The 12407-nt window shown below is 45.5% G+C and carries 10 protein-coding genes; 3 read left to right on the forward strand and 7 right to left on the reverse strand.

Annotated features, from left to right (window positions below; translation table 11 throughout):
- Positions 1 to 5: 5 nt before the first annotated feature.
- Genes TRQ7_RS03380 through TRQ7_RS03400 form a run of 5 tightly spaced genes read right to left on the reverse strand, consistent with a single transcriptional unit; the run spans position 6 to position 7434 of the window.
- A complete protein-coding gene (locus TRQ7_RS03380; protein WP_236681734.1) occupies positions 6 to 2447 on the reverse strand; it encodes a hypothetical protein in 2442 nt (813 codons plus the stop codon).
- Positions 2444 to 4351: an alpha-L-arabinofuranosidase C-terminal domain-containing protein gene (locus TRQ7_RS03385; protein ID WP_041844030.1), complete on the reverse strand. Its 1908-nt coding sequence runs from the start codon at positions 4349 to 4351 to the stop codon at positions 2444 to 2446. The genes TRQ7_RS03380 and TRQ7_RS03385 overlap by 4 nt, the downstream gene beginning before the upstream one ends.
- 15 nt (positions 4352 to 4366) lie before the next feature.
- Positions 4367 to 5221, reverse strand: a complete 855-nt coding sequence (locus TRQ7_RS03390) for a carbohydrate ABC transporter permease (RefSeq protein WP_041844031.1) — start codon at positions 5219 to 5221, stop codon at positions 4367 to 4369.
- Between the two features lies 1 nt (position 5222).
- Positions 5223 to 6167 carry a sugar ABC transporter permease gene (locus tag TRQ7_RS03395; RefSeq protein ID WP_041844032.1) on the reverse strand — a complete coding sequence of 315 codons (945 nt, stop codon included), beginning with the start codon at positions 6165 to 6167 and terminating at the stop codon, positions 5223 to 5225.
- Between the two features lie 19 nt (positions 6168 to 6186).
- Entirely contained in the window at positions 6187 to 7434 is a 1248-nt protein-coding gene (locus TRQ7_RS03400) for an extracellular solute-binding protein (RefSeq protein ID WP_041844033.1), read from the reverse strand.
- A 254-nt stretch (positions 7435 to 7688) separates the two neighbouring features.
- Here TRQ7_RS03400 and TRQ7_RS03405 point away from each other — a divergent pair, with 254 nt between their 5' ends.
- The 3 genes from TRQ7_RS03405 to TRQ7_RS03415 are packed head-to-tail and all read left to right on the forward strand — an operon-like array spanning position 7689 to position 10641.
- The gene (locus TRQ7_RS03405) at positions 7689 to 9101 is read left to right on the forward strand and encodes an arabinan endo-1,5-alpha-L-arabinosidase (RefSeq protein ID WP_041844034.1); all 1413 of its coding nucleotides are present in this window, start codon (positions 7689 to 7691) and stop codon (positions 9099 to 9101) included.
- A 31-nt stretch (positions 9102 to 9132) separates the two neighbouring features.
- A complete protein-coding gene (locus TRQ7_RS03410; RefSeq protein WP_041844035.1) occupies positions 9133 to 9888 on the forward strand; it encodes a LamG domain-containing protein in 756 nt (251 codons plus the stop codon).
- A 9-nt stretch (positions 9889 to 9897) separates the two neighbouring features.
- The gene (locus TRQ7_RS03415) at positions 9898 to 10641 is read left to right on the forward strand and encodes a LamG domain-containing protein (RefSeq protein WP_041844548.1); all 744 of its coding nucleotides are present in this window, start codon (positions 9898 to 9900) and stop codon (positions 10639 to 10641) included.
- A gap of 27 nt (positions 10642 to 10668) precedes the next feature.
- On the opposite strand, the gene TRQ7_RS03420 is transcribed toward TRQ7_RS03415, so the two are convergent.
- Complete coding sequence (locus tag TRQ7_RS03420; RefSeq protein ID WP_041844036.1) at positions 10669 to 11493, reverse strand: carbohydrate ABC transporter permease; 825 nt, start codon at positions 11491 to 11493, stop codon at positions 10669 to 10671.
- Positions 11494 to 11508: 15 nt separating this feature from the next.
- A complete protein-coding gene (locus TRQ7_RS03425) occupies positions 11509 to 12393 on the reverse strand; it encodes a sugar ABC transporter permease (protein ID WP_041844037.1) in 885 nt (294 codons plus the stop codon).
- Between the last annotated feature and the right edge of the window lie 14 nt (positions 12394 to 12407).

Raw genomic sequence — 12407 nt, forward strand, 5'->3', positions numbered from 1 at the left:
CCTCCTCACTCCAAAAAAGTTGGTGTTATCGAAATACTGTCTACATTGGGACCATACACAGACACGTCTGCCGGTGAAATCTCGGTGTTTGGATTTTCAAACCTCACGGTATGATCTCCTTTTTTCAGGTAGAGGTAAAGAACCCTTGTGAAGAAACCGTCTACTCCCCCGGTGTACCTGAAAAAGAGATCTCTTTCTTCTCCATCGACAATCAATCTACAGTACCTGTCCACCACGTTGAGGTTGTAAGCATGAGTGCCAAGAGTTTCCTCGTTGCTGTAGCGAATGACAAAAGAATAATAGCCATCCTCAGGTACATGAAACCTCATCTCAAGGGCATTCTCTTTTCCTCTTCCTATCCCGGTGACAAATCTACCAGATGAGGCAAAATCCGATCTCTCTACGCGAGCGTTCCCCGTGAGATCGCCTTCTTCCGCTTCGTAGGTTTTGATGTCAACGTCCATCTTTACTAGTTCAACAGAATTCAGCATCGCTGTGTTCTCGGAAAGATTTTTCAATTTTATCAGGTTCACTCCCTTCTGAAGGAACGCGGTAAATTGATGGCCAGCTACATTCTTCTTTGCAGAGCGGTTGACTGTCATCTCAAACTGATCGAAATCTTCTCCATTCATCTTCATTGCGTAGTAACCATCTTCATCTATCACGACAAAGAATTCGAGTTCTCTGTCTTTTTCCAGAGCGATCTTATCACCGTTGAAAACACCATCCGTTGACACCAAATGATCCCCTATCAAAATCCTCCTTTCTTTTGAGTAGATTCTCAACCCTACACGGTCTATGCCGACACTCGGTGAGCTGTCTTTTCTGAATATCTTCATCGTGTGTGTTCCTTTTTCGAGTTGAACCGTCATTTCCATTTTTCCGACATAACTGCCAGACAGCGTGGGCGGAAGAATCAGTTCAAAATCTTTGCCGTCAATAGTCATTCCATACTTCACCGTCTTTTTGTTTCCATTCGTGTACCATATCTCAAGAAGATACTGGCCGCTTTCTGGTACCTCAACGTCGAAGGAAAGTCTACTCTCTGGATTGTCAAAGAACACAATCTTCTCCCCGGAGTAGGGTGGATTGTTCCCTCCTCCGTGGATTTCCACTGTACAGTTTTCAAGAGTAGTTTCTTCTGCTTCTTTTCTCCACTTCCACACGGGTTGATACACGGATCGACTGCCCTCATTTTCCTTCACAACAACAAGATAGGCTGACATCTCATTCAGATCGTGCAGTGTGAGAGACAGCGTGTCGCCTTGAATTTTTGTGATACCTTTTGACAGGAGATCCGGAGAAGTGTAGAGCCCAGTGTAACCAGACCATTCGATCTCCCAGACCTCGTAGTAGGCTTCTTTTTCAAAAGGAACATTTTTGAACGTGAGGGTACACTCTTTCTGATCATCACCACCAAGAAGAACTTTCAGAGTCTCTGTGTTTTGATCGTACACAGCCAGCGTGGAGATCGACGTGTAACTCGGCGATGCTGCAACCAGTTCTCCGGACATGTTCACGTATTCTCTGAACAACCACCATGCACCATTTGGAACGTTCCCCTCCACAAGGCCGGAGAAATTTCCCGCAGCATGCCAGTACGCAAGACACCCATCTATTCTCGATTGTTCCAGCCTGGCGAGCCATTTCACGAGTCTTCCAGGAACGGAGAGTTCCTTTCCGAGGGCGTATTCGTTGATACAAACCGGCAGCGGTTCAATTCCTAGTTCTTTTTCGATCTTTCGAAGATGCTGATAATAGGCATGGCCCGCTTCCACATCCATAAGGTTCAATTCATGCCAGGTGATGAGGTCTGGCAGACAATCTTCCTGCAGACAGAATTCAAGGAATTTTTTCATGAACCTTGGATTGTAGGTGGTCGTGTTCGGACCTGCTATCTTTGCGTCCGGTGCTATCCTTTTTATCTCATCGTAAACAGTCTTCCACGCGGTGAAGAACTCCTTCGTCCTTTTAGTGGACCAGAAAAGGCCACCGTACCAGATCGCATCGGGTTCGTTGAAGGGAACATAGACGATTCTGTCCCTGTAGGGCAAAGTCTCCATGGTCTGAACCGATTTCCTTACCTTCTCGAGATAATCATCCGGAACGTAGTCTCTGTCGTTATCTGGATTCTTTTCGTACGGCCAGTTTAGATAGATATCCTGGAGATAAACCTGTAGATAACTTCCTCCAGCCTTTACGAAACTTTCCATAACCCTGAAAGCATCGGCACCAGGATGCTGGAGCCCTTTCGGTGGTTTCTGGTTCACCGTTTTCACCTTTATGGGAACCAGTGAAACAACAGTTGGAACATCCGGCTCGGAAAGGGCATAGTGTGCACCAACCGCTCCAAAGCCAAGTGGCCCACTCGTCTTGGAAAGATCGAAGACAAACTCATTTCCCAGAACCAGCGTGGAAAGGCAGAGAATCACCACAGCCCACCTCATTCTTTCACCTTCAACCTCAGGACAGTCACCGTCTGGGCTTTGAAGGTGTATTCGAAGGAATTGTTGAGGCCGGTTATTATCCTCTCTTTCGGAACGATCTTCAGTTCATCGAAACTGTTTTCATCCTTTGGATCACCGGCAAGTGTGATCTCTCTTCCAGTCTCTTCAACGGTGATTCCCTTGATATTCACCTGAACGGTTCTATCCTCCGGCCAGGGATTGATAACCTTCACGATCAACTCTCGAGATTTCTCATCGTACGTTACCACATGGTACAGATGCTTGTATCTGTAGCCGAACATCCTGTACTCTTCGTCAGTGAGTTCAGAGTGAACTACCACATCTCCTCTGTTCTCAGCGAAAACCTTCTGGACATAGTAACTCGGTGTACCGAAGACCCTGTATCCATCGAACCAGATCAGATCCGGCACCCACTGTGACCAGCCCACTCTGTTGAACAGAGGAGCATAGGAAGCCATGATAACAACATCTGAGTTTTTCACCACGCCGGTGAGAAAGGCTGCTTCAGCGAGCGCTGCCCACCAGTTGTTTCTTCTTCCATCTGTGTGTGCTGCGTATTCTCCAAGCATGACCTTCGGACCGTTTCTGTCGTACCTGTTGTATCTGTCGGTGTTTGCCAGCATCCACTCCGGTGAAGCATAGATGTGTTCGTCAAAGATCTCCACGTTGTTTTCTTTTGCCCAGCGCCACGCCTGTCTGAAGTCGGTACCCTCGTAAGACGGCGGCCCACTGAACACGATCTTCACATCGGGATATCTTTCTTTGATCGCCTTTCTGAACTTTTCGAAATTTTCCCAGTACTTCGGCCCCCAGTTTTCGTTACCGACACCAACGTATTTCACGTTGAAGGGTTCTGGATGACCAAGAGATGCTCTGATACTTCCCCAGTACGTATCCGTTGCACCGTTGGCAAACTCGAGGAAGTCCAGAACATCCTGTATCCATTCTTTGAGTTCCTCTTCGGAGGCGTATTCTGGAGATTCTATCTGGAAAGATATTCCAGGATTGAATATGGGAACAGGTTCTGCTCCCAGTTTTTCGCAGAGGAGAAGATATTCGTAAAAACCGATGCCAAGAGTCTGATAGTATCCCCAGAAATTCCATTTCGTTTTTCTCTGCTCGACTGGTCCAATGCTCTCCTTCCATCGGTACGCGTTTTCCAGAGTGTTTCCCTGAACCAGACATCCTCCTGGAAACCTCATGAAACCTGGCTTGAGACCTTCGAGCATTTCCAGAAGATCCTCTCTCATGCCGTTCCAGTTTCTTTTGGGCATCAGAGAAACCATGTCGATCCTGAGAGTACCACTACCCTGGATGGAAATCGAAAGTCTCGTATCGGTGGATGTCTTCGTGGGGATGAGATTCAGTGTGTATTTTCTCCAGTCACCGACTGGTTGATAAAGCAGAATACTCCCTGAGGCCAGAACCTCATCGTCGTCAACGATCATTGTGGTGATCGTTCCCGTGAAATCTCCACTGAGATAGGTGGAGAAGATGTATTCCTGTCCCTGAAACACCGCGATACCCCCGTAGCCCAGGTTTGTGAGAGTTGCCCTGTCGGTTTCGGAAAATCTCACCTCAAGATAGCGAGTGTTGTTCTCGTTGAGAGGGTGAGTCTCTTCTATTGAGGACTTCACAGAGTTTCCCCTTTCGATCCGCCATCCCTCGTACCTTCTGGTTTCCTGTTCGAACGATCTGTTTCTCACAAGTTCCACGTAAAGTCCTCCATCAACCGCATGATTTATGTCCTCGAAGAATATTCCATGGAGTGTCTCTGGAATCTCCGGTCCCTGCTGAGAAAAGTCGATCGTCAGCACATGCTGGACTTCTCCAACAAGAAGAATAGAAAGTGCCAGGAAAAGAACAGCAAAGAACTTTGACATTCTTTCACCCCACGGTCACTCTTTTCCAACAGATCCCAGGTAAATTCCCTGCATGAGATACTTTCTGAAAAGAACGAAAATCACAAGAACTGGCGCCACGGCAATAAACGCACCGGCCATAAGAGTTCCTATTCCTCTGTAAGGATCTCCCCATCCTGCGTTGAAACGAACGAGGGCAATAGGAAGGGTGAACTTTTCTGGTGAGCTGAGAACCAGCAGAGCCCACAAGAAGGTGTTCCAGTACCCTAAAAATGACATCAGTCCCAAAACTATCAAAGCAGGCCTGATATAGGGTACCACTATGGTCACAAGGAACCTGAGTTTAGAACAACCATCTATCCATGCAGCATCCTCCAGTTCCCTAGGTATACCGAGCATGTACTGCCTCAGAAGGAAGACCCCAAAAGTTCCCCCGAGCCCCGGAAGGATGAGAGCTGCTAGCGTGTCCATAAGTCCCAGACGGTAGATGATGAAGTAATGAGGTATCAAAAAGATGATTCCAGGAAAGGCGAGTACCGCCACATAACTCCAGAATATGACATTTTTTCCCTTGAACTTCAACCTGGAGAGTGCATAGGCTGCTGGTGTCGCTACAACAAGCCCTGCTATCGTTCCAAGTATGGAGACGATCAAACTGTTGACTATTCCCCTCGAAACGCTGATACCGCTTGCAGGAGCGAAGATTCTCTTATAGTTGTTCAGAGTGGGATTGTCCGGTATCCATTTGGGAGGATATTCAGAGGTTGCTACCGTTGACTCTTTCAAGGATGTGGAAAACATCCAGAAGATGGGAGCATACCAGAGAGCAGCAAAAAGCCATAATGCCACAGAAATGATGACTCTCATTATCTTCTTTTTTCTTTTTGACATCTCATTCTCCCTCCGCTCCTCGGATTGATTTGGTCAAAATGAAGAGATTTATGAGAGCAAAACCGAAGATGATGATGAACATGTACCAGGAAATAGCAGCGGCACGTCCAAGTTGCTGCCTTTCAAACCCCACCATGTAGAGGTAGTAAACCATGGTCCTTGTGCTCCCAGCGGGTCCTCCTCCAGTGAAGAAATACACCTGATCAAACAGACCAAAAGCCAGAAGAACCTGTCTCACAACATCGAAGAACAGAACGTTTCTCATCCATGGCAGTGTGATGTGGATGAAGCGTGCCCAGGGTCCTGCCCCGTCGATCTTCGCTGCTTCGTACTGCTCCGGTGGAATTCTCTGAAGCGCTCCAAGATAAAGCAATACGCTGAAACCCATGATCCACCAGACGGTAACACCGATGATACAGGCCCATGCACGTGCTGGTGTTTCAAACCAGGAAATGGGTTGACTGAGCAAACCTATTTTTGTGAGATAGTAATTCAACAATCCGTTTGGAGCGGATGAAAAGATCCATCTCCACGTTGTCAAGACACCAACAGAACTGAAGAACGTGGGAGAAACAAAAGCAACAAGAAGCCACAACTTGCCGTACCACTTTTCTTTGAGCAGGAGTGCAAATATCATCGAAACTGCCATGATGAGCGGTATGCTGATGACGGCAAACATCACGGTGTTTTTGACCGACTGCCAGAACCTGGAATCGTTCCAGATTCTCACGTAGTTATCCAGCCCTATGAAACGTGTTGATCCCAGCAGAGTCCATCTGTAAAAGCTCATCACGAAACCGTAAACAACTGGAATAACAATGAAGAGGACGAAGAAAAAGAAGTGGGGGAGCAGAAACCCCCACGCTCCCAATTCCCTTTTCAAAATACGCTTTAATCTCAATTTTTTTAATTGCTTTTCCGTAAGAACTTCTGTCTTCTCAACCATCTCCTTCTACCCTCCACGATCATTCTCCAACGGTTGCCCAGTAATCGTCTATTATCTCTTGAGCAACCATTTCGGCCTCTTCCATTGCCTCCTCAGGTGTCATACTCTTGTTGATGAGCACTTCTTCGATGTACGGGACTATCTCGGCAAGGATTTCGGCTATGTACGGGAACATCTGGAAAGTTTTGACGTAAGACACCTGCTGAGCAGCAACGTACAGGTGTGGGAATTTCTCCTTGAACTCTTCACTCTGAGCTATGGATCTTCTCGCAGGTGTCTGACCCGCTGCGTACCATTCGATCGCATGGTCCCACAGATATTTCACCCATGTCATAACAGCGTTGAAGGTTTCTTTGTCCTCAACCATCACCTTAGGAATCGCTATCACGTGTGAGCCTCCGAACACGGCCTTCTTTGGACCAAGTATTGGTGCCGGAGCGTAACCAAAGTCATCTCCCAACAACTCTAGCCATGGATTGATTGTCCAGATACCTGTTATCAAGATAGACCCTGCTCCAGATTCGAAGGTTGGCCCAGCATCGATTGGTTGATCAGGATAAAGTCCCTCTTTCTGAAGTTCCTGGAGGAACTTGAGCACCTTTATACCGGCTTCTTTGAACGCTGGCTTCTTGAAGTCAGGTGTCAGAATATCTCCACCAAACTGCCACAGGAGGTGTACAAACTCCCAGTCCCAGCTTGGAGATTCACACCATGGGTACGAACCTTCAGGGGTAACCTTTCTGAGAGCCCTCAGAACGTTCACGAATTGCTCTTGGTTGAGCGGACCTTCTTTCAGCGGAAGATCTGGATCGAGGCCGGCCTTTCTGAAGTTATCTTTTCTGTAGGCCATGTAGAAGATCCAGACGTCTATCGGTATTCCGTAGTACTTACCGTCTTTTGTAACAAGACCTTCAAGAACGGATGGGTAGACATCATCGATGTCGATACCCCACTGTTCGAGTTCTTCCTTTGTGAAAGTTCTGAAATAGTCAAGGAACAACGGCATGTCGTGTTTTCTGATGAAGAGTACCTGAGGTGCTGATTTTGTGGAAATTCCTGTGGCGAGTTTCTGCTTGTACTCCAGGGAGCTTCCCACAACTAGATGTACGATTTCAATGTCTGGATGTGTCTCATTGAACTTCTGGATGATCTGATCCATGTAAGCTCCGTCGGCTCCAGAAAGAGGCGTCATGAACGTGATCTGGATCTTTGCCATGAGTGGAAGGGTGAGAACAAAAACAGCCAGAAACACCAGTAGCTTCCTCATGAATGTTCACCTCCATTCAAATATACTCAAAGATAGGTACGTACCAACTCTCAATCGAAATTATAACCTTCCTCACTTCAACATTTCAAGGTGGAATTTTTGGAAATATCTCCTTTTAGAGACAACTACGATCGATTAGAAATAATTATTCACCGTTTTCTCATTTTTTCATCCTTGTTTATCGTTTTGCGTTTGGATGTCACATTCTATATAATATATGTACGTACAAAATCATCTTATGAGGAGGTATAGCAATGAAGTTTCTGGTCTTTTCCATCGTTTTCACAACACTATTAGGATGTATCTTCGCTGAAACCCAACCCACATTTCGATGGGCGGTGGTACACGATCCTTCGGTCATCAAGGTGGACGACGTTTACTACGTCTTTGGAACACACCTTCAGGTCGCAAAATCGAAGGATCTAATGCATTGGGATCAAATAAGTACGAGTGCACACGATAGAAATCCTATAATACCCAATATAAATGAAGAATTGAAAGAAGCTCTCAGCTGGGCAAGAACAAGAAACGACATCTGGGCACCCCATGTTATTCAACTCTCTGATGGAAGGTACTACATGTACTACTGCGCCTCAACCTTCGGTTCACCGAGGTCTGCTATAGGAATTGCCGTCTCTGATAATGTAGAAGGTCCATATAAACATTACGCGGTGATCGTGAAATCCGGTCAGGTCTATTCCGTGGATGGTCCGAGTGAAGATGGTACACCGTACAATTCCAGGAAACATCCAAACGCGCTGGATCCTGCTGTTTTCTATGACAAAGAAGGAAATCTGTGGATGGTCTATGGATCGTGGTTCGGAGGAATCTACATTCTCAAACTCGACCCCAAAACGGGGCTTCCCCTTCCCGGTCAGGGCTACGGAAAAAGACTCGCAGGGGGAAATCACAGCTCCATGGAAGGACCTTTCGTTCTGTACAGCCCAGAAACAGATTATTACTATCTCTTTTTGAGTTTCGGCGGGCTAGATTACAGAGGAGGATACAACATCAGAGTTGCAAGATCTAAAAATCCAGATGGCCCGTACTACGACCCCGAGGGAAAAAATATGGAAAACTGTATGGGAAGCAAGACGGTGATAGCAAACTACGGAGCCAAACTTGTTGGCAACTTCACCTTGAATGAAACCGATACCATCGACTTCAAAGCATTCGGATACGTTTCTCCCGGTCATAACTCTGCCTATTATGACCCTGAAACGGGTAAGTACTTCATTTTCTTCCACACAAGGTTCCCCGGAAGAGGGGAGACGTATCAACTCAGAGTTCACCAACTTTTTCTCAACGAAGATGGGTGGTTCGTTATGGCTCCTTTCCCCTACGCAGGTGAGACGATATCTGATCTACCAGACGAAGAGATCGCAGGAGACTACCAGTTCATAAACCATGGAAAAGAGATTACAAGTGATATCAAACAGCCTGTGAGAATTCGTCTGAACCGGGATGGAACGATAACAGGAGCTGTCGAAGGGAAATGGAAAAAGAAGGGGCATTACATCACATTAGAGATCAACGAAGAAGGTTCCACCAGCGTGTACAAAGGAGTTGTTTTGAAACAATGGCACTACTCAGAGAAAAGATGGGTAACGGTTTTTACAGCACTTTCCAACCACGGTGTGTCCGTGTGGGGAATAAAGGTGGAGTGATCTCAATATCTCAGGATGGAGGTGTTGAAACATGAAGAGGGTACTGTTTTTTCTCGTGTTAGGAGTTATGCTCAGTGTGGCTTTCGCTTTTGATCCAAACAACGATCCTTCTCTGATTGCTTACTTTCCATTCGACGGGAACCTGAAAGATGTAACCGGCCATTTTGGAGAGGCAGTCAAAACTGGCAGAACTATAGGAAGTGTTGGTAGAGGAGAGATAACGTTCGTCGATGGTGTTGTTGGACAGGCTGTAAAACTTCCTGGAAGCAGGGGGCTTCTTCTTCCTGAAGACCTCATCAAAGACTACGATTACACGATTTCCTTCTGGGTTTATGCAGAACAGTTGACAAGGTTCACAACAACTTTCTTCGGGGCGTACATAGACAGAAAACTAAAAATCCACTGGATCAGCTTCGTTCCTTTCTGCTGGAACAACGGTACAATGCTCTGGGCAAGGGATGAAGCTCAGAACGTATGGTACGATGGAATTCTCAGCAAAAACATCGAACCCGGGAAATGGTACCACGTGGCAATTTCTGTGCTGAACGGAATTGTCAGAGTTTACATCAACGGAGAACAGGTTCTCACGAAGATTCAAATAAACGGTCAGGAAAACCTGACGGGCAAACTACCGGATGTTTTCAGCCTGAAACCAGGAGGAGTGTTTGCCCTTGGAGCCAACTACTGGGACGCTCCATTCAAGGGTATGTTCGATGAACTCAGAATCTACGATAGAGCACTTGGGCCTGGTGAGGTGAGAATTCTCTATAATTATGGAAGGAAGTGATTCTCTGTGATGAGAAAGGTCTTCCTGATAGGTTTCATGATATGGATGCTCTCTTTAGCAACAGGTATAGATTTGAACAAAGATCTGATAGCATACTATCCATTCGATGGAGATCTGAAAGACAAGACAGGAAATTTTGAAGAAGGATACCTCGTTGGAAACAGAATAAACGTTCCATCTCTTGGAAACCCGAAATTTGATGAAGGTGTAGTGGGACAAGCTCTGGTTTTCGATGGAAAAAAGGGTGTGGTTCTTGGAAACGATCTCATTACTGACTACGATTATTCTGTCTCCTTCTGGCTCAAAATCGAAGCGTTCACGCAGCATACAACAACTTTCTTTGGATGCTACATAGATGAAGAAAACTATTTCTACTGGTTAAGTTTTGTACCATATGGCTGGAACAACGGTACTCTCCTCTGGGCCAGAAACGATAGAAAAGACATATGGTTTGATGGAATTCCCCCATTCAATCTCGAAAAAGACAAATGGTATCACGTTGTGATAGTCGTAGATAAAGGAAAAGCACATCTGTTCATCAATGGGGAAGAGGTTCCTCTCAAGGTACAGATCAATGGTCAGCCTAATCCCAATGGATTGGTACCAGATGTGTTCTCTGTGGGTCCAGGAGGGGTGTTTTCACTGGGGGTGAACTTCTGGGATCCACCTTTCAAGGGAATGATCGACGAATTGAGGATCTACGATCGACCATTGACGGCGGAAGAAGTGAAAGAGATTTTCCTGAAGAGATAGGAGAGCCCCATTGGGGCTCTCGTATTTTTATTTCAAACCTGTTGTCTTTATTCCTGCGGTTATGTATTCACGGGCCAATAAGAAGAGTATCATGGGTGGTATTATCATAATCGTTGCCATTGCCATTATCAGATCCCAACGAACAATAAAAGTCGTTCTTGAAAAGCTGTATATGCCCACACTCAACGGTTTTAGTTCCTCGGAGTTGATGAAAACCATAGGGACGAAAAACTCGTTCCACCAGTATATCGAAGAAAGAACACCTATGGTTATAAAGATAGGCTTGGAAATGGGTACTATGATCTTCCAAAAGATTTGCCACTCGTTGCATCCGTCGATCCTAGCTGCTTCGTCTAGTTCACGCGGAATTGTTCTGTAGAATTGTCTGAAAAGAAAAACGTTGTATGGATAGGCAAAGAAAGCAGGGACTATTATTGGTAAGAAAGAATCAAGCCATCCAAAATACTTGAAAAGAATATATTGAGGAATTATAGTGACGTAGCTTGGTACCATCATGGTGGCAAGTATCAAAGCAAATATCAGTTTCCTCCCCTTAAAATCCATCCGTGCCAGGGGATAAGCAACCAAAGAACTCGAAAGAAGTGTACCAACAGTATTTCCCAACATAAGTATCAACGTATTCCGCAAATAAATAGGCAGTTTGCTGTTTGTGAGAACTTCATGGTAGTTTCTCAATGTGAAAGTTTTGGGAAACAACCGAGGAGGATACGAACTAAACTCTATAAGGGGTTTGAAAGAAGAACCAATAATCCAGAGTATGGGAAAGAACATAACAATGGCAACCAGTATCATCAGAGCATATTGAAGACCAACCACACTTTTTCTTCTCATGCAACCTCCTCCCTGTTAAACTTCGTAGTAAACCCATTTCTTCGACAGAATAAACATCAGCAACGACACAATTGCAGAAATGCAAAACAGTATCACTGCCTCTGCACTTGCATAACCCAATCTGAACGTTTTAAAAGCGTTATAGTAAATATCCAAACTTATCGCCTGAGTAACCTTCCCTGGACCTCCTCCCGTGAGGGGATATATGAGAGTGAACGAAGCGCTTAAAGAATTTATCGTGGCGGTAACCAAATTAAAGAGAAGAATAGGAGATATCGCTGGTAATGTGATTTTGAAGAACCTTGTGAAGGGACCCGCACCATCGATCTCCGCGGCTTCGTAAAGTTCCCTAGGGACTTCCTTCAAGGCACTGTCAAATATTAACATCATCTGACCCGTATAGAAAGTGTAAATGTTGAGGACTGCCACCAGCCATGTCACGTAATTTGGATCCATTAACCAATTTGGTGTGTCTTTAATTCCCACCAATGTTAATAGATAATTCACCACTCCCAATTCTTTGTTAAAAATCAACTGGAAAGCAAAAGTCAAAGCTATCATCGGCACCACGGCAGGCACAAAATAAAAGAAACTGAATACTCTGGTTCCTCTTAGTTTCTGGTTCAAAAGAAGAGCAGTGAAAAGCGCCCATCCAACAGACACAAGAACGGATAGTAACGTATAGAAAAGTGTAAATTTTAGAACAATCCAGAATTCCGAGCCGCTTTGAAACATCTTGAGATAATTCGCTAGTCCAACCCATTTTGGAGGTGTTATCAAATCCCATTTGTAGAAGCTAAGAAGAATGACAGCCAGGATGGGTCCCCCTGTGAAAAGAACGAAGCCAACAATCCACGGGGACACAAAAAGATAGGCTACAACATTCTTTCTCCTTCCCATAGCATACCTCCTCA

Origin of the sequence: Thermotoga sp. RQ7 (genome assembly GCF_000832145.1) — a bacterium.
GTDB lineage: Bacteria > Thermotogota > Thermotogae > Thermotogales > Thermotogaceae > Thermotoga > Thermotoga neapolitana.

What these genes read in the sequence shown, in the direction of transcription:
- TRQ7_RS03415 (WP_041844548.1), top strand. Translation starts at nt 9,898, where the DNA reads ATGAGAAAGGTCTTCCTGATAGGTTTCATGATATGGATGCTCTCTTTA.
- TRQ7_RS03390 (WP_041844031.1), bottom strand. Translation starts at nt 5,221, where the DNA reads ATGTCAAAAAGAAAAAAGAAGATAATGAGAGTCATCATTTCTGTGGCA.
- TRQ7_RS03385 (WP_041844030.1), bottom strand. Translation starts at nt 4,351, where the DNA reads ATGTCAAAGTTCTTTGCTGTTCTTTTCCTGGCACTTTCTATTCTTCTT.
- TRQ7_RS03425 (WP_041844037.1), bottom strand. Translation starts at nt 12,393, where the DNA reads ATGGGAAGGAGAAAGAATGTTGTAGCCTATCTTTTTGTGTCCCCGTGG.
- TRQ7_RS03405 (WP_041844034.1), top strand. Translation starts at nt 7,689, where the DNA reads ATGAAGTTTCTGGTCTTTTCCATCGTTTTCACAACACTATTAGGATGT.
- TRQ7_RS03380 (WP_236681734.1), bottom strand. Translation starts at nt 2,447, where the DNA reads ATGAGGTGGGCTGTGGTGATTCTCTGCCTTTCCACGCTGGTTCTGGGA.
- TRQ7_RS03420 (WP_041844036.1), bottom strand. Translation starts at nt 11,493, where the DNA reads ATGAGAAGAAAAAGTGTGGTTGGTCTTCAATATGCTCTGATGATACTG.
- TRQ7_RS03400 (WP_041844033.1), bottom strand. Translation starts at nt 7,434, where the DNA reads ATGAGGAAGCTACTGGTGTTTCTGGCTGTTTTTGTTCTCACCCTTCCA.
- TRQ7_RS03410 (WP_041844035.1), top strand. Translation starts at nt 9,133, where the DNA reads ATGAAGAGGGTACTGTTTTTTCTCGTGTTAGGAGTTATGCTCAGTGTG.
- TRQ7_RS03395 (WP_041844032.1), bottom strand. Translation starts at nt 6,167, where the DNA reads ATGGTTGAGAAGACAGAAGTTCTTACGGAAAAGCAATTAAAAAAATTG.